A 16,926-nucleotide genomic window follows, 5' to 3' on the forward strand; every position below is an offset into this window, starting at 1 on the left:
TGATCAGAAGGCGATATATTTAGGACAGATGTTTAAGCCTGCTCTGCTGTTTCGCCTGATTCTCCTGCGGCGGCTACCGCTGCATCAGCTGCGGCCTTGGCAGCTTGTGCAGCTTTCGCAGCCTCGGCCCTTGCCGCTTCTGCGGCGGCCGCCTCAGCTGCCGCGGCTGCCTCTGCAGCCTTTGCTTTGCGGCGGTCAGCTGCCGTTTCGATTTTCTGTGTTGCACGCAAGCGAGCAGCGTTTCGAACGCGCTCACCTTCAGCCGCTGCCTGATCTGCAGCCGCACCGCGCTTCAGCAGATCAAATTGGATTAGGACACCCTCGCGTGATAGCAGACTGCGGACAGTATCGCTCGGTTGTGCACCCTTGCGCAGCCATTCCAGCGCCTTTTGCGAAGACAGTTCCAGCTTCGCCGGCTGCTGCGAGGGATAATACACACCGAGCTGATCAAGATAAGCACCGTCGCGGCGTTTGCGGCTGTCCATGACCACAATACGAAAGCAGGGGATCTTCTTGCGTCCCGCGCGGGCTAAACGAATGCGAACTGCCAACTTAGTTTTCCTATATTATAGATTATCTGAATTCTCTTAGCGACCCAACACGCGACGTACCTGTCCTGGCCCAGCCTTGCGCAACTGTTTCATCATCGTGACCATCTGCTCATACTGCTGGATCATCCGGTTTACATGCTGAACTGACAGCCCCGCTCCTGAAGCAATGCGCTTACGACGACTTGCATTCAAAACCTGCGGCCTCTCGCGCTCAAATGGCGTCATGGAAAGAATCAGCGCCTCTGTGTGCTTCAGAGCTCGCTCGTCAACTTGCATATTCTTCATTCGAGCGCCCATCCCTGGAATCATCCCGAGCAGGTCAGTCAGGGAGCCCATCTTCTTTAACTGTTTCAGCTGATCGAGAAAGTCCTGCAGATTAAAATCCGCTTTGCGCAGCTTGGCTTCAAGTTCTGCAGCCTTTTCCTCGTCAATCGTCGCCTGCGCGCGCTCCACAAGCGTAACGATGTCGCCACGTCCCAGAATTCGACCAGCAACACGATCGGGATGAAATGGTTCAAGTTGATCAAGTTTCTCACCAACGGACATAAACTTGATCGGTACATCGGTAACGGCACGAATTGAGAGCGCCGCGCCACCTCTCGTATCACCATCCATCTTTGTCAGAACGACGCCAGAAAAGTGCAAGCGATCGAAGAACGACTTAGCCGAATTAACTGCATCCTGTCCGGTCATACCATCGGCCACAAACAGGATTTCTACAGGATCAGTAGCCTTTCGCACACGATCCAGTTCAGTCATCAGTTCATCGTCAACGTGAAGTCTGCCGGCAGTATCCAGGATAACTGGATCTAAGCTGATTTTGCGAGCATGTCGTAGCCCGGCCTCGCAAACTTCCACCGGGTTCTTTGTCTCTCCGCGATAAACGCTGACACCGATGGATTCACCAAGAACCTGCAATTGATCTTGAGCTGCTGGACGCTGAAGGTCAGCTGCAATCAGCAACGGTCTCCGACCCTTAGCTTTAAAGTGACGAGCCAGTTTCGCACAGAAAGTCGTCTTTCCTGAGCCCTGTAGCCCAACCACCATAATAACGGTCGGCGGCTTCTTCGCAGAGCTAAGACGTGCCTCTTTCTCACCAAGAAGTGAGACTAACTCATCATGAACGATCTTAACAAAAAGCTGCGCCGGCTGCAGCGATTTCATTACTTCCTGTCCGAGCGCCTTCTCTTCCACTTTCGCCAAAAAGTCGCGGGCAACTTGAAGGTTTACGTCGGCTTCAAGCAGCGCACGTCGCACATCCGCTGTCGCCTCACGGATGTTCGACTCCGATATCTTGCCAACTCCGCGTAGATTCCGAAACACGCGGTCAAGCTTGGAAGTCAGATCATCAAACATGAGTTATTTATCGCGCTTTGCGAATCTTGAAATCAAGGATGTAGTGGAATAACCGCTACGAAATGGAATTGTCAAGACTTCACCTCCACGAGACTTTACGAAATCGGCACCAGCAATCTGCGAGATTTCGTAGTCACCGCCCTTGACGAGGATGGACGGTTCCAATGCCTTAATCAGGTCCTCAGGGGTATCTTCCTCGAACAATACGACAAGATCAACACATCGCAGGGCCAACAACACTGAGGCACGGTCGAATTCATTATTCAATGGACGACCGCTGCCCTTCAATCGGCTGGCAGAAGAATCGCTATTCAAACCTACGAGAAGGAGATCGCCAAGAGATCTTGCCTCGTACAGATACTCCACATGCCCGCGATGTAGAATGTCAAAGACGCCATTCGTAAATACCAGCTTGCTTCCGCGTAGTCGTTCGAGGTAGCAACGCGAAACTGCGTCCTTGCGGTCCAACAAGCCGGGCAGGAAGTTAGCAGAGTTATGCATGGTGGGCGACATAGGACTTGAACCTATGACCTCTGGTATGTGAGACCAGCGCTCTAACCAGCTGAGCTAGTCGCCCGATACTTAGACTGCGCGATCTAGCGCAGAGCTTAACTGATGTGTCACAATCGGCACAACACCGACTTGCCCGCACACTATCCCTGCGGCAACATTTGCAATCGTTGCTGCCTCAATAATCCCTGCACCGCCCAATTCGCAAGCTACAAAAGTTGAGATTACCGTGTCACCGGCACCGGAGACATCCGCGACGCTCCTTGCATGAGTCGGGATAGTCGTTCGCTCCGATTTCGTACAGATAGTCATACCCTTTTCGCCGCGAGTGAGCATGAGAACATCAGGAGAAAGCATTTCGAGCAATCGATTGCACGTTTCATTCAAGGATGTCTCATCCGAAACTGAGACGCCTAGAGCGCGTTCAGCTTCCCTAATATTCGGCTTGAATAAGTGGGCATTTCTATAGACCGAAAAGTTCTCGAACTTCGGATCAACGGCAACAGAAATGCCCCGCTTGCCGGCCAATTTCATCGTGCGCTCTATCACGGGCCTTGTCAGCACACCTTTGTTGTAGTCCTGCAGTACAATCGCGTCCAGAGAAGATAGCGAGGACTCAAGCGCGCCAAGCAACTTCTCAGCTTCACTACTCTCCAACGGATGCACGGTTTCACGGTCGACCCTAACTACGTGCTGGTCGTGGGCAATAACCCGGATCTTTTCAGTTGTACGGCGGCCGCTCATTTCAATCAGCCCTGAACAATCACAGCCAAACGCGGTAAGATGCTCGAGCAGAAGGTCGCTGGCGCTGTCCTTACCGCAGATCCCAAACACTACTGCCTGAATCCCTAATGATGCAAGATTGGCCGCTACGTTCCCGGCGCCACCCAAGCTGCTTCTCTCGTCATCAATCTCGACTACCGGCACGGGTGCCTCTGGTGAAATGCGTCTCACCAAGCCTTGAATGTGACGATCAAGCATATAGTCGCCGACCACCGCAACCCGCTTTGCTTTCGCACGCGCAAGTATTTCAAAGAGTCTTGCTGAAGTTATCATAAAGCCGAGGCGAGCCTCAGATCTCCATGACTTCCTTTTCTTTAAGCTCAAGGAGATGATCCAGCTCCTTGATATGCTTATCGGTTAGCTTCTGGATTTCGTCATGAGCATCGCGGGACTGATCCTCAGAAATCTCGTGGGACTTTTCAAGCCGCTTGACATGATCATTCGCATCACGTCTAACATTGCGCGCGGCCGTCTTGGCGTCTTCGCAGTACTTCTTGACGATCTTTACGAGTTCTTTGCGGCGCTCTTCAGTAAGGGGAGGAAGCGACAAGCGAATCTGCTGACCGTCATTATTCGGGTTCAATCCCAAGTCCGACTTCTGGATCGCTTTCTCGATCGCTCCCAGTGTGCTCTTATCCCAAGGCTGAATCATTATCGTCCGAGCGTCCGGAGTTGTGACGGTGGCCACCTGCGAAAGCGGCATTTCAGTGCCGTACACCTCAACTTTCACCGGCTCAACCAAACCCGCGGACGCCTTGCCAGTGCGAATGCGCGTCAACTCCTGTCGCAACACCTCAACTGTACGCTTCTGCCTTAGATCGCAGTCAGCAAGAATTTCCTTAATCATGCGGCGGCTGGATTCGCGATTAACGTTCCGATGGGCTCGCCTGTCAGCAAGCGGAGCAGGTTGCCGCGAATCTTAAAGTTAAAGACTTGGATGGGAATACTATTTTCCATACAAAACGTCACAGCAGTTGAATCGATCGCTCGCAATTGACGTTCGACAAACTCCATATACGTAATTCTGTCATACTTTGTGGCTGTCGCATCGAGGACCGGATCGGCAGTATATATTCCATCGACTTTCGTGCCCTTAAGCAACACATCTGCGCGGATCTCCTTGGCCCGCAATGCCGCAGCCGTATCGGTTGTGAAAAACGGGCTTCCAGTTCCTGCAGCGAAGATTACGATTCGTCGCTTCTCCAAGTGACGCATTGCTCGCCGTCGAATAAATGACTCGGCAACTGTCTGAATCGGAATAGCACTTTGGACTCTTGTGTCAAGCCCTCGCTTTTCAAGAGCATCCTGCAATGCAAGACTGTTGATCACCGTCGCGAGCATTCCCATTTGATCCGCGGCAACTCTGTCCATCCCTGTAGCGGCGCCCTTCAGTCCCCGAAATATGTTGCCACCCCCGATGACAATTCCGATTTCAACGCCTAGGCGGGAGGCCTCGGCAAGCTCATCTGCCATAGCACCTAAGGTTGTTGCTTCAATACCATACGCTCCTTCACCGGCAAGGGCCTCGCCGGACAACTTCAGGAGAACTCTTGGATAGCGCAACATTACACTTCAGATCAGCTACGCGCCAACACGGAAACGAATGAACGACTTCACACTAATGGGATTGCCCGCTGACTTCTCGGCAGCGGCAACGACATCCTTGACCATCATCTTGGGTTCTTTTATGAACGGCTGTTCGAGCAGGACAATACCTGCCAGCCACTTGTTCACGCGCCCTTCCGCGATCTTGGCAACGGCAGGCTCAGGCTTGCCTTCTTGTCGTGCACGGTCTTTCTCAAGTTCGGTTTCAGCATTGATCTTATCAGCAGGTACTTCATCTCTGGTAAGAAAGTCAGGGGCCGATGCAGCAACCTGCATCGCCAAATCGCGGCCCAGGGCCTGAATCTCAGGAGCCGATCCGTTGACACCTTCCAGCGCAACCAGAGCACCCAACTTGTTATCCGAATGGACGTAGGATCCTACAAAGCCATTTGCAGTAACCAGTTTGCCGATTCGCGCAATCTCGAGCTTTTCTCCGATTTTGCCAATCATAGACGTCAGCGTTTCGCCAACGGTCGAACCGCCAAACTTCTGAGACTTAAGAGCTTCTACGCTTCCTTTTTCTCCGTCTGACCAGTTCAAGACATACGCGGCTAGTTCCTTTGCGAATACGCGAAACTCTTCATTGCGGCCAACGAAGTCAGTCTCACAACGCACTTCTGCCATTGCAGCAGCGCTACCGTTTTCTGACGAAACAATAGCGACAACCCCCTCATCTGCGGACCTCTCAGCACGCTTTTCTGCCGCGGCCTGTCCTTTTTTTCGCAGAATTTCGAGAGCCTTTTCGCGGTCACCACCAGCTTCAGCAAGAGCTTTCTTGCAGTCCATCATGCCTGCGCCGGTTTCACGGCGAAGCATCGCGACGTCTGCTGCATTGATTGTCACTTCGGACACAACTATCTCCGTTCGTATTATTCTGTTGAATTACTCTGAAGCCGTTTCTGGCTTCTGCTCGTCTTGCGGACGGCGAACTCGACGTCGTCGTGGTGCACCACCCTGATCGCCACGTTCCGAACGGCCATGCTCCCGTTCGCGACGTCGCGCCTCACCCGTAGCCTCAAGTTCGCGGGCTTCCACATCGGCTTGCGCCTGTCTTAAATCAGCGTTCGCCTTGTACCTTGCAATTCCCTCAATCGCCGCTTCTGCAATCGCACGAGTAATGAGTGCGATGGATTTAAAGGCATCATCATTGGCAGGAATCGGAAAGTCCACAACGGTCGGATCAACATTGGTATCGCAAATCGCGATAACCGGGATGCCAAGCCGGCGAGCTTCCGCAACAGCAATTTTTTCGCGCATGATGTCGACAACGAAAATCGCACCGGGTAAATGACGCATCTCGCGGATACCGCCGAGCGTATGCATCATCTTCTCGTGCTGGCGTTGTTTCATCAAGCGCTCTTTCTTCGAGATCTTCTCGAAGGTACCATCAGTCATCATACGCTCAATCGACTCCATCGTCTTAACACCCTGACGGATCGTTGCGAAGTTCGTGAGCATACCGCCAAGCCAACGTTCAACGACAAAAGGAGTCTGGGCACGCTTGCCTTCCGAGGAGATGGCTTCACGGGCCTGACTCTTGGTACCGATCATCAGTAATTGCTGACCGTTGGCCGTTATTTCTGAAACGGCGGCACAAGCGCGTTCGAGGGCAGTCTGAGTTTGGCGAAGGTCAACAAGATGGATACCGTTCTTGTCCATAAGGATATACGGCGCCATCTTGGGATGCCAGCGGCGGGTAAGGTGCCCGAAATGAGCACCGGCAAGCAGTAACTGCTGCAGGGTAACACGTGACATGAAGTCTCCTGTGGGTTTTTCGCAACCCGGCCGTCGTCTCTTGAGTGAATCTCCTTTCAAGGAGACACCCGTCTCAAGATCAGACCGAGCGGTAGTGAATGCGCCGCAGCGACGCAGCTAAAATGTTATCTCTTTGAGAACTGGAAGCTCTTGCGGGCACCAGGCTTGCCATATTTCTTGCGTTCCTTCTCACGAGGATCGCGCGTCAGCAAGTCATTTTGTCGCAAAATGGGGCGATGCGCTTCATCCAGGATTGTAAGCGCACGGCTAATACCCAATCGAAAAGCGCCTGCCTGACCGGACTTGCCACCTCCTATGACGGTCGCCTTGATGTCGACTTTGCCGAGGGTATCAGTGACAATGAGGGGCCGCTCAATCAACATCTGCAGGACATCGCGCTTGAAGTAGCCAAGGACGTCTTTACCATTGATAGAGAATTTGCCGGTGCCGGGGGCAAGCCAAACGCGGGCAATCGCAGTTTTCCTGCGGCCAGTAGCGTAAATTCGGGAATCTTTCATGATTCTATATTGTGTTAAGACTTAGACTGCGACGGGCTGTTGAGCCGAATGCGGATGCTCTGCACCAGCGTAAACCTTCAATTTACGCAACTGCTTGCGGCCAAGGCGAGTACGCGGCATCATTCCCTTTACAGCGAGATAGATAATCCGCTCCGGATGCTTTTCCGCCAGTTTTCGCATGGGAGTATGCGTCTCAGCACCGGGGAATCCACTATGGCGAAAATAGGTCTTTGTATCCAGCTTATTTCCAGTCACGCGAATCTTGTCGGCATTGATAACGACGACAAAGTCTCCCGTATCCACATGGGGAGTATATTGCGGCTTGTTCTTGCCGCGCAGTATTGAGGCAATTCGGCTGCTCAGGCGCCCGAGAATCTGCTCTTGGGCGTCCACAACAACCCAGTTGCGTTCAGCTGTTTGCGGACGGGCGTGAAAAGTTGACATATCGATTTATCCTTTACGTGCAAAGTCTTGAAATTTAGTGCACAGGACTCAGAATGTCAAGTGCCATATAACAACATAACCTCGCTGACAGAATATATATACTATTAATTATTATAGCTTTAACAAGTTATCGCCAATGATCTGCAAGCAAGTCTGCTGCCTCCTCAGGAGGAACTGAGACAATATGAACACCTGTTCCCCATTCAAAACCGGCCTGCGTACCAATCCGAGGCAAGATGTCGATCGCCCAAGTCGGCTTGACATCGGGAATATCTGGCGGTGTGGAAAACAAGATTAGATTAAAGTCCGGGTCATTGACCGCGTTCCTCATTGCAGACAATCCGCTCAAAATCATTCCTGCAAGGGAACTGAGACTGTCCGAATCCAATTCGTCAAAGCGCTGATGAGCACGTCCAACTATCTGCCACTCAAATGGAAACCGCGGAGCAAAACAGGCGAGTGCCACCGCTTCACGAGATTCTTCCAGCACCCTCTTTTGCGTCTGCAACTCTGCTTTCAACCAGTTGCAATGCTCACAGCCTGAACTTGTCCACACGCCCATCCGTCTGATCCGCTCTGAAACTTGGTTGGGAACAAAAGGCAAGGCGACAAGCTGCTGATGCGGGTGAACGATGGTCGCACCGGCACGGTAACCCTGGTTGCGAAAGATGTGAACATAACGAACACGCGAGTCTCCATAGAATCGCCGCAAGCCTCTCTGCCAAATACACATCACATCCAGCCAACGATTTGTGGCATACTCGTCCGCGCGGCCATGGTGTTCATCAGTCTCGACTAGTACTTCGTGATAACCGAAAGCGGGAAAGGATGTGCATGTTCCATCGCCCTGCATAGTGGTCATAGCATCTTCACTTACTGCAGGGTACAAGTTGGGAAAGAGCCGCCAGCTCCAGCCCTGGGTTCGATCCTGCTCACTTGAAGGCGGAGTTTGCTGCTCGTGACCAGGGCAAAACGGGCAAACCGATGGGCTAGCAGTATCGATGGTTACAGAGAACTCTGAGGGCCGATGTCCGCGTCGGTCATTGACGAGCGCAGTATGTCCTCTCAGGGGATCGATCCGAAACTCTGCCATCTTCAGGCTACGCGACCGACCAGTCAACTTCCAGAGCGAAGTCAACGGATCGCACCGAATGCGTTAACTGCCCGATTGAAATAGCGCAAACACCGGTGGCCGCGAATGCGCGGATGTTCGAAGTTGTGATACCACCAGACGCCTCCAATTCGACATCCGTCGCATAGCGCTCAACAGCCTCCCGTACCTGCTCAGGTGCGAAGTTATCAAGCAGAATCCGCTTCCAACCCATGCGCACGGCGATCTCAAGCTCGTACAGACTTGCTACCTCAACCTTTCCATCTGCGATTCGGGGATCGAGTTCACCATTGATGTCAAGCTTACGACTCAGCGCTTCAATGCCGCCAATGATGCCAATGTGATTGTCCTTTACCAGTACTCTGTCAAACAGGCTTTCACGATATGTATCACCGCCTCCTGCCCGTACTGCTGCAAGCTCCAGTCTGCGCAGACCGGGAGTTGTCTTGCGCGTTGCCCAAATTTTCGTTCCATAGGGTCGCGTAAGATGCACCAATTCTGCCGTTTTCGTCGCGACTCCGGACAGATGCGTCAAGAAATTCAACGCAGTTCGTTCAGCCTTCAGAATGGAAACGGCTCGCCCAAAGACAGATGCGACGCGATTGAGCGGTCGCACGTGATCTCCGTCTGCACACAAAGACGTGAACTTTAAGTCTGGATCAATGCTGTGAAAGACTTGACGTGCCACATCAAGGCCCGCGATGATGGCGTCTTCGCGTGCCTCAATCCATGCCTCCCCATGCAACTCTCGATCGACAAGCCAATCGGTCGTCACATCCATCATGTCTCCAGCGAGATCTTCCTCGATCGCCAGCCTGATAATATCTTCTGTTTCTACTGTCATGAGAGTTTCTTCAAATTTGCATACTTTACGGCAAGGAGTTTTGAGCCATATCCGCTAAATGCGACACGAACCTTTAATGAATCCAAGTCCCCTGACTTAGCAGTCACTGTCCCGATACCAAACTCAGAATGCTCAACCACATCACCTATTCGAAAGTCGATCCCTGAAGTGGAAGTCGCTCGCGATTGAATGCTGACTTCTGCAACCCTCGCATAATTCTGAACTTTCCAAAGATTGTCCCCTTCCGCTTCATCAGAGACTGCGTAATGCGATGAAAGCCGATTGGGAACACCCGTTCCTCGCAAGTGCTCGACTCTTATACTGGAAAGAAAGCGTGAAGGAGACTGGAACTCTAAACGGCCATTCATCGGCCGTGTTTCTGAATATGACAAGTAAAGTCGGTCCATTGCCCGCGTCATCGCGACATACAACAAACGACGTTCTTCCTCAATTGATTCAACGGACTCCAAGCTACGGAAGTGTGGGAGCAGATTCTCTTCAAGTCCTGCAACGAACACAATTCTGAATTCAAGTCCTTTCGAAGCGTGAATCGTCATCAAGGTAACCCTTTCCTGGAGATCTTCTAACTCATCAATATCCGAAACAAGGGCAAGCTCACTTAGAAACTCTGCGAGTGATAGGGCTGCGTTTGCCTGTGTTCTCTCCCATGCGCCCGTCGCGAATTGTCGAAGGTTCTCCATGCGCTCGCGGGCGTCCTCATCGCTTTGACTCTCATAACTGCTCACAATTCCACTCGACTCCAGAGCCTGATCAACAACTTCGGAAACGCTTAACTCACTCAACCTTGCCTTCAGAGTTTTGAGTCGGCCAATGAAATCGCAAGCCTTAGCTCGAGGAGCACCGCTTGTGTGCACAGACAGGAACTCCTCTTCCATCAGCAGAGACAAGCTCTCAGGTCGACTTCTTGCTGCACCTACAATCCTCTCGATAGTCGTAGCGCCTACCCCTTGTGCAAGCTCGCGCAAGACCCTAAGCCAAGCCTGCTCATCAAGAGGATTCGCGAGCACACGCAGGTACGCGATGAGATCTTTTATCTCCTTGCGTTCGTAGAAACGTACGCCACCTATCACATTATAGGGAATCCGCTGCTGAACGAGCACCTCCTCGAAGTAACGGCTGACGGCATTTGTTCGAAAGAGAACCGCTACATCACTGTAGTTGATTCCACGCTTTTCGCGAAGAAACTCGACCTCTCCGATGATTTCATTGGCTTCGTCTGCCGGCCGCGAGTAACTTCTAAGCGTGACTTTGTCGCCACTTTCACGAGCAGTCCAGAGTCTCTTTTCGTGCCTATGAAGACTTTCGGAGATGACGTCATTGGCTGCTTCAAGAATTGGCTGAGTTGAACGGTAGTTCTGCTCCAATCGAAACACTTTTGCATTGCTAAGTTTGTTCGAGAAATCCAAGATATTGCGATAATTTGCTCCGCGCCAGCTGTAAATACTCTGATCATCATCGCCTACGGCAAAAATGTTGTCCTGAGGTTTTGCAATCAGGCATGCAAGTTCGAATTGCACGGCATTGGTATCTTGAAACTCATCAATAAGAACGTGATCGTAGCGACGCTGAAGAGATTCGCGAAACTCCGCATTGTTTCTCATCAGTTCCAAAGGTGTCAACAACAGGTCATCAAAGTCATATGCATTCGCGAGTCGGAGCCGTTGGCAATAGTCGTCGTACAGTTCTTCAGCAACACGTACTACTGGTTGACGCGTATCCACTTTGCTGCCGTTCTTGATTCTAGATATTATGCTTCGAACGTGCCTCGCCGTAACTCCTTCCCGCGCTATACCCCGATCTCGAAGGATTTCTGTCACAGTTCTCAGACTGTCTTCTTCATCATAGATCGTGAAATCTCGTGAGAGGCCCGCACGATGACCCAAATGCCTTAACAGCTGAACACAAAACCCATGGAATGTTCCGGCCCAAGGCGACTCCGACTCACTCGCATCTGCCTGAGCCTGCCTTAGTCGATCACGAAGTTCACGTGCAGCTTTGTTGGTGAACGTCATGACTGCTATGGAAGACGGAACTACCTCTTGCTCGTGGATCAAATACAATGCTCTGCCAGTAAGTACGCGCGTCTTCCCCGATCCAGCACCGGCCAACACCAGCGTTGGACCAAGCGACGACTTGACCGCATCTGCCTGCGCAGAGTTTAGAGTCGATAAAAACGACTGTATGACTTTCCGACTCAAAGTTATCCCTGAATTCCAGCGTCTACATCCTGAGAAGGGACCTGCCGTAACTCATCAAGCTTCTCCTTTGCACGAAGGTGCTCACCAAAAGTCGCCGTAAATGCATGGGTGCCGTCGCCTTGTGCGACAAAGAACAGGTAGGATGTCTGTGCAGGACGAAGTGCCGCCTCAATCGAACGCTTTCCCGGATTGTTAATTGCACCGGGAGGTAGTCCAACATACTTGTATGTGTTATAGGGGCTATCCACTCTAAGGTCACTGAGGTAAAGTCGAGAGGGCCCTTTGCCCAGCGCATATGCAACAGTCGGGTCCGCCTGCAGAAGCATGCCTCGACGAAGTCGATTGTGATAAACTGACGAGATGACACGCGCTTCACTCGATATCATGCACTCCCACTCGATGATGCTCGCAAGAGTTAGGATCTCGTTCAGCGACATCCCCAACTCTGAAAGCCTCGCTTCCGTATCTGCCGGCAATTTCACCCTGAAGTTTGCCACCATTCTTTCAATGATTCTCGCAGGAGTCTCACTTCCGGTGAAAAAATAGGTATCAGGGAAAAGATAGCCTTCAAATGAAGGAGCACTTAGCCCTAACTGACGAACCAAAGCTGAATCAAAGACGGCACGCATAAAGTCTGCGGAGTCTATGGAAAGATCCCTTGACAGGATTTCTGCAATTTGACTGCTCACAAGGCCTTCGCGAATCGTCACCGGAAGCCCTACAGCCTTTGCCGTTGATAAAGATTGAATCAACTCTACCAATGACTGCCCGAGTGACAACTTTACAGTACCAGCCCGCAACTTTGTGTCTGCTTTCAGCAGGCGCGCAGCGAGGCTGAACAATCTGGGATGCTCTATCAGTCCCTCGCGATAGAGTATGCCTGCAATCTCATCAAGACTTGATCCTTGCGGAATTGTCACGACAACCTCGCGTCGTGCACCCTGAACCGCGGCACCCTCAAGGAACAGGCGCGAACCCACTTCCAGTGCAGCAAGAACGACGAGAATCACAAGCAGAATCCCGAAACTGCGCGCAATTCTCCATGCTCGGGCACTCACGACTTTTCCGACCCCTTTGGAAGCGCAATGCGCATGACGGTTCCTTTTCCTGGTGTCGACTCTCTTATGCTTAGCTTGCCTCCATGATACTCTTCAACAATTCTTTGTGATAAGGAAAGTCCAAGACCCCATCCACGCTTCTTTGTTGTATAACCCGGACGGAAAACATCACGGCGGCTTCGAGCAGGGATGCCAACACCACTGTCATGCACATCAACAATAACGGATGTGGCGGTTTCCTCACACACTATTCGAATCTGCCCACCGGTCGATCGCATGGCGTCTATGCTGTTCCGTATCAAATTCTCCAAAACCCAGCCAAAGAGTTCGGGATTCAGCATGACGTGCGGGTCGGCTATTGACTGCACCTCTAACTCGATTGCAGTTTCCCCGCGTGGGAGTCGCATTCGAAAGTAGTCAACGGCCTCTTCCACGATATGTCTGACGCGTGTCGAGACGAGCGGTGTATGTGACCCAATCTGAGAAAATCGTGCAGTGACTCGTTGTAATCTTGCAAGATCACGCTCCATCTCGCTAACGGTGTGAGTATCACGACCTTCAGCCTTGAGCAGCTCGATCCATCCCATGAGCGACGTAAGAGGTGTTCCCAACTGATGAGCAGTTTCCTTTGCAAGCCCCACCCAAACCATCCTCTCTTCGCTACGGCGGATGTTTTGGAAACCAAGATATCCAACAAATATGAAGAGAGCTACAGCTAACACTTCTATCCACGGCAACCAGCGAAGCTGCTGAATCACAACGGAGTCACCGTAGTGAAACCAGTCCGTCGACTGCTCAGAGACAAAGATCGGAAGTGCGGTGTTTCCTTGAGCATCCATTCTTCGCACGAGCATGGCAAGTTGCGTCTGCGCTTCGCGGCTGGTGTCCCCGGATTCGATGCCGACATTTTTCCACAGCTTAGGCCTGCCATGGTCATCCGTAACGATGATCGGAAACTCAACGTCTTGGATCTGCTCAAGCGCGAAACCAATCAACTCAGGATTATCGCTCCGAATAAGTGCAGAATAGGTGGCAATCTTCTGAGTCAACGACTTGCGGGTGCTCTCTTTCAGTTCACTAACCAAGTATTGAGAGTAGGCAAGCACGGAAATGACCAAGACAAGGGCTGCAAGAAAAAGGACGCCTTTGAACGTCCCCGCGTGTCGCGATTGAATCCTGCTCACCAACTTCACGACAAGATCTATTAACTGCTTAAAGGAGTAGAGTCACGGGAACTATCGTACTTGACGGGATAAGTGCGTTGCCGCTCATTGGCGTGTGTCAGCATTTCTCCGATAAGGCCAAATGAAAAAAACTGAACACCGATAACCATCAATAGTACGCCGAGAAAGAGCAACGGTCGATTTCCGATTGGCTGACCTGCCAATTTCAGTGCGGTAAGGTAACCGTTAATACCCAATCCTATCAGTCCAAAAATCAGGCCAAGTGATCCAAAGAAATGCAATGGTGCGCGATTGTAACCAGACAGAAATACGACTGTAAGCAAATCAAGAAACCCATTCAAAAAACGGCTCATTCCGAACTTGGACTTTCCGAATTGCCGCGCTCGATGAACGACGGGGATCTCTGTGCAGCGATAGCCCATCTTGTGAGCAAGAACTGGCAGAAAGCGGTGAAGTTCTCCGTATACAAACAGATCCTTGACAACAGCTTGCCTGTAAGCTTTTAGGCCACAATTGAAGTCATGCAGCCGGATTCCGGACACCCAGCTCGTGACTACGTTAAAGAATTTGGACGGTAACGTCTTGCTAAGTGGGTCGTAGCGCTTCCTCTTCCAGCCTGATACAAGATCATAACCTTCATCCAATTTCGCAAGTAGGGCTGGAATCTCCGCAGGATTGTCTTGTAAATCCGCATCCATAGTAATTACCCGCTCACCTCGCGCCGCGTCAAATCCGACAGCGAGTGCCGCAGACTTCCCTTGATTCCGTCGCAGTGAAATAGCACGAACGTGCGAATCAGACATCGCAAGCTTTTTCAAGAACTCGAGAGATCCATCTCTGCTACCGTCGTCAATGAAAAGCAACTCATATGTCTTGCCGAGCTCAGAAAACGTAACGGACAACTGTCTATGCAACTCCGGCAACGACTCGACTTCGTTGAAGAGGGCAATCACGACGCTAATCTGCGGTGTACTCATACGAAGCGCCCTTATTTGCGTGTGATAGGTTCTAACGACCAGATCACTTTCGATGATCCGCTTTCATTACTAAGAGTAACGACTTTGTGTGGGAATGCTATTCTGCCGGATTTCTTTTCATAGAGTTTTAGAAGTGGCGAACAACCGGGTCTGCTGATTCTCGCCATAACTCTATTCTTGGAGTCGGTCGCCCACTCGTACTCTTTAAATAAGGAGTCAGATTGTTGCGAAATCAGCGGCACAGGCAAGACATCGTCAAGCCGCCAATTCGGAAGTCTTGAATGCACGGTACTGTTTAGTGTAGGTATCTCATTGGGCCAGAAAAATCGCGGCATTCCTGCAGATGGCCAAAGGACCGTTTGACTCGATGTAAAATACACTTTCAAGAAGAGCTCGTTCCGCCCATAGAGCTCAACGAGGTAGTTTCCCCCCCCCGCGTGCCTGACTATTCCGCGTGCCTTACCGCGAAGCCCAGGGGCCTTCAGACGAATAGTCGCTGCCGCTTGGCTCGGTTCCATAAGCAACTCTGAAAAGATCGCCGGGCGAGTTGAGGCGGATTTCATTTGCTCAAATCGCGCAAGAGGACTTCTCACAGCGCATGCAGCGACAAAAATCAGGCAAGAAAGTAACAGTCCCCTAAGGAGCAAGTTTCTCCCTGACCGTCGTCAAGTTTGGATCATATTTCAGTGCCTGCTGCCAATACTTTCGGGCCAGCGATTTCTTTCCAAGCGCCGAATGAATATCGCCTAAATGTTCGAGAATTGGAGCACTCGTACGATCAAGCTTTAGTGCCCTTCTTACCCAGATTTCCGCATCCTCAAATCGCCCCATTCGGTAGTAGATCCATCCTTTAGTGTCGAGATACGAAGCATTGAGAGGCTCAGTTTCAAGCGCTTTTTCAACGAGGAATAGAGCCCTTTCAAGCTCAATTCCACGCACTGCAAGTGTATAAGCCAGGTTATTCAAGTAAATCGCCGCACTATCGGAGAAGCTGATAGCTTGCTCGTAATAGTTCACAGACAAGTCAGTACTGTCTCTCGCGTCATATAGAACGGCAAGGCTGCCAGCCGCAGAGTAAAGCGTTGAATCAATATCTAAAGCACGCTGAAATCGCTCAATTGCTGCGGTGGTGTCCCCCAAACGCAATTGCGTCAAGCCCTCAAGATTCGCAGACCGAGCATCTTCAAGGGCCGCCGTTCTTGCTGCCGAAGCAAGTCTCAAGACCTGCGCAAAATCACCCTTATTGAACTCAATAACAAGCTTAAGATACCAAGTTCGTGAATCTGTGGAATCCAATGAAAGTGCTCTGTCGACCTCAACCAAAGCGCGGGCCGTATCGCCTGTCTGCAAATATAAAGTACCAAGCGTGTATGCAACTGGGGCACTCAGAGAGTCATCAATGGCAAGGGATTCCATGTATGGTAATGCTCTCTCCGTCTCGCCTGACATCAGATAGATTGCGACCACCTGTCGAGCAAGGTCAGAGTCTCGTGCAGAATCCGGCGATAGCTCACGATACATTTCGTCCACACGATCAAATCTGCCGTTAGTGAGTGACAAAGTCAATAGGTCGATCTTATACTTCCGTTCATCTGGATAAGACTTGACAAGATGCTCGACCATTCGCTGTGCTTCGTCCACTTTCCCACGCGCCGAAAGCAATCGGCTCATTAGCTCAAGTGCTGGAGCATAATTGGGATCAAGCTCTAAGGCTTGCTTTAGCCTGGATTCGGCGCGGTCAAACGACTCTGTCGTCTCTGTGCGTTGCGCAAGCTGAATGTACTGTTCTGCTAAAGCTACATACAGGAAAGGTGAACTCGCATCGAGTCTCAGTGCTTCCTCAAAGAAGAAGCAGGCTTCGAATGTATTCCCCTGTTGTGCGGCTGTCGTTCCGCGAATAAACTGCTCAAGTGCTCTTGAGTTTAACTCACTCTCATCGGCCCAAGCCAGTCCGATACACAATAACGAAAACAGGACAGCACTCGTGGCTCGCGCGAAGAAAGTACTCACA

17 protein-coding genes and 1 tRNA gene are annotated in these 16,926 nt (G+C 51.3%); all 18 read right to left on the reverse strand.

What is annotated here, in order from left to right; genetic code table 11:
* Positions 1–32 precede the first annotated feature (32 nt).
* Complete coding sequence (gene rpsP / locus KJZ99_01570; GenBank protein ID MCL4304584.1) at positions 33–551, reverse strand: 30S ribosomal protein S16; 519 nt, start codon at positions 549–551, stop codon at positions 33–35.
* Between the two features lie 36 nt (positions 552–587).
* Positions 588–1,907 carry a signal recognition particle protein gene (ffh, locus tag KJZ99_01575; protein MCL4304585.1) on the reverse strand — a complete coding sequence of 440 codons (1,320 nt, stop codon included), beginning with the start codon at positions 1,905–1,907 and terminating at the stop codon, positions 588–590.
* A 3-nt stretch (positions 1,908–1,910) separates the two neighbouring features.
* Positions 1,911–2,408: a D-glycero-beta-D-manno-heptose 1-phosphate adenylyltransferase gene (gene rfaE2 / locus KJZ99_01580; protein ID MCL4304586.1), complete on the reverse strand. Its 498-nt coding sequence runs from the start codon at positions 2,406–2,408 to the stop codon at positions 1,911–1,913.
* Positions 2,408–2,484: transfer RNA gene (locus KJZ99_01585), tRNA-Val, on the reverse strand. Before KJZ99_01585 ends, rfaE2 begins: the two co-directional genes overlap by 1 nt.
* A gap of 5 nt (positions 2,485–2,489) precedes the next feature.
* Positions 2,490–3,473, reverse strand: a complete 984-nt coding sequence (locus tag KJZ99_01590) for a bifunctional hydroxymethylpyrimidine kinase/phosphomethylpyrimidine kinase (GenBank protein MCL4304587.1) — start codon at positions 3,471–3,473, stop codon at positions 2,490–2,492.
* Between the two features lie 16 nt (positions 3,474–3,489).
* Positions 3,490–4,047, reverse strand: a complete 558-nt coding sequence (gene frr / locus KJZ99_01595; protein ID MCL4304588.1) for a ribosome recycling factor — start codon at positions 4,045–4,047, stop codon at positions 3,490–3,492.
* Positions 4,044–4,766 carry a UMP kinase gene (gene pyrH, locus KJZ99_01600; protein ID MCL4304589.1) on the reverse strand — a complete coding sequence of 241 codons (723 nt, stop codon included), beginning with the start codon at positions 4,764–4,766 and terminating at the stop codon, positions 4,044–4,046. Before pyrH ends, frr begins: the two co-directional genes overlap by 4 nt.
* A gap of 15 nt (positions 4,767–4,781) precedes the next feature.
* A complete protein-coding gene (locus KJZ99_01605) occupies positions 4,782–5,657 on the reverse strand; it encodes an elongation factor Ts (GenBank protein ID MCL4304590.1) in 876 nt (291 codons plus the stop codon).
* A gap of 30 nt (positions 5,658–5,687) precedes the next feature.
* A complete protein-coding gene (gene rpsB / locus KJZ99_01610) occupies positions 5,688–6,560 on the reverse strand; it encodes a 30S ribosomal protein S2 (GenBank protein MCL4304591.1) in 873 nt (290 codons plus the stop codon).
* A gap of 125 nt (positions 6,561–6,685) precedes the next feature.
* On the reverse strand, positions 6,686–7,078 hold the full coding sequence (gene rpsI, locus KJZ99_01615) for a 30S ribosomal protein S9 (GenBank protein ID MCL4304592.1): 393 nt from the start codon (positions 7,076–7,078) through the stop codon (positions 6,686–6,688).
* Between the two features lie 21 nt (positions 7,079–7,099).
* Positions 7,100–7,522, reverse strand: coding sequence for a 50S ribosomal protein L13 (gene rplM, locus KJZ99_01620; protein MCL4304593.1), 423 nt, complete (start codon positions 7,520–7,522; stop codon positions 7,100–7,102).
* Positions 7,523–7,649: 127 nt separating this feature from the next.
* Positions 7,650–8,384 carry a DUF4921 family protein gene (locus KJZ99_01625; GenBank protein MCL4304594.1) on the reverse strand — a complete coding sequence of 245 codons (735 nt, stop codon included), beginning with the start codon at positions 8,382–8,384 and terminating at the stop codon, positions 7,650–7,652.
* Positions 8,385–8,622: 238 nt separating this feature from the next.
* Entirely contained in the window at positions 8,623–9,477 is an 855-nt protein-coding gene (nadC, locus tag KJZ99_01630; protein ID MCL4304595.1) for a carboxylating nicotinate-nucleotide diphosphorylase, read from the reverse strand.
* Positions 9,474–11,696 (reverse strand): UvrD-helicase domain-containing protein, encoded by a 2,223-nt coding sequence (locus KJZ99_01635; protein MCL4304596.1) that lies wholly within the window; start codon positions 11,694–11,696, stop codon positions 9,474–9,476. Before KJZ99_01635 ends, nadC begins: the two co-directional genes overlap by 4 nt.
* Before the next feature lie 2 nt (positions 11,697–11,698).
* Positions 11,699–12,754: an endolytic transglycosylase MltG gene (gene mltG / locus KJZ99_01640; protein ID MCL4304597.1), complete on the reverse strand. Its 1,056-nt coding sequence runs from the start codon at positions 12,752–12,754 to the stop codon at positions 11,699–11,701.
* The gene (locus KJZ99_01645) at positions 12,751–13,938 is read right to left on the reverse strand and encodes a HAMP domain-containing histidine kinase (protein ID MCL4304598.1); all 1,188 of its coding nucleotides are present in this window, start codon (positions 13,936–13,938) and stop codon (positions 12,751–12,753) included. The genes mltG and KJZ99_01645 overlap by 4 nt, the downstream gene beginning before the upstream one ends.
* 20 nt (positions 13,939–13,958) lie before the next feature.
* Positions 13,959–14,915, reverse strand: a complete 957-nt coding sequence (locus KJZ99_01650) for a glycosyltransferase (GenBank protein MCL4304599.1) — start codon at positions 14,913–14,915, stop codon at positions 13,959–13,961.
* 636 nt (positions 14,916–15,551) lie between these two features.
* Positions 15,552–16,925: a tetratricopeptide repeat protein gene (locus KJZ99_01655; GenBank protein ID MCL4304600.1), complete on the reverse strand. Its 1,374-nt coding sequence runs from the start codon at positions 16,923–16,925 to the stop codon at positions 15,552–15,554.
* Position 16,926 lies beyond the last annotated feature (1 nt).

This window comes from bacterium (genome assembly GCA_023382385.1).
In the GTDB taxonomy this organism is placed as follows: domain Bacteria; phylum Electryoneota; class RPQS01; order RPQS01; family RPQS01; genus JABWCQ01.

Excerpts from the sequence above, each read along its gene's own strand:
- ffh (MCL4304585.1), bottom strand. The coding sequence starts at position 1,907 with ATGTTTGATGATCTGACTTCCAAGCTTGACCGCGTGTTTCGGAATCTA.
- rfaE2 (MCL4304586.1), bottom strand. The coding sequence starts at position 2,408 with ATGCATAACTCTGCTAACTTCCTGCCCGGCTTGTTGGACCGCAAGGAC.
- KJZ99_01590 (MCL4304587.1), bottom strand. The coding sequence starts at position 3,473 with ATGATAACTTCAGCAAGACTCTTTGAAATACTTGCGCGTGCGAAAGCA.
- frr (MCL4304588.1), bottom strand. The coding sequence starts at position 4,047 with ATGATTAAGGAAATTCTTGCTGACTGCGATCTAAGGCAGAAGCGTACA.
- pyrH (MCL4304589.1), bottom strand. The coding sequence starts at position 4,766 with ATGTTGCGCTATCCAAGAGTTCTCCTGAAGTTGTCCGGCGAGGCCCTT.
- rpsB (MCL4304591.1), bottom strand. The coding sequence starts at position 6,560 with ATGTCACGTGTTACCCTGCAGCAGTTACTGCTTGCCGGTGCTCATTTC.
- rpsI (MCL4304592.1), bottom strand. The coding sequence starts at position 7,078 with ATGAAAGATTCCCGAATTTACGCTACTGGCCGCAGGAAAACTGCGATT.
- rplM (MCL4304593.1), bottom strand. The coding sequence starts at position 7,522 with ATGTCAACTTTTCACGCCCGTCCGCAAACAGCTGAACGCAACTGGGTT.
- KJZ99_01625 (MCL4304594.1), bottom strand. The coding sequence starts at position 8,384 with ATGACCACTATGCAGGGCGATGGAACATGCACATCCTTTCCCGCTTTC.
- nadC (MCL4304595.1), bottom strand. The coding sequence starts at position 9,477 with ATGACAGTAGAAACAGAAGATATTATCAGGCTGGCGATCGAGGAAGAT.
- KJZ99_01650 (MCL4304599.1), bottom strand. The coding sequence starts at position 14,915 with ATGAGTACACCGCAGATTAGCGTCGTGATTGCCCTCTTCAACGAAGTC.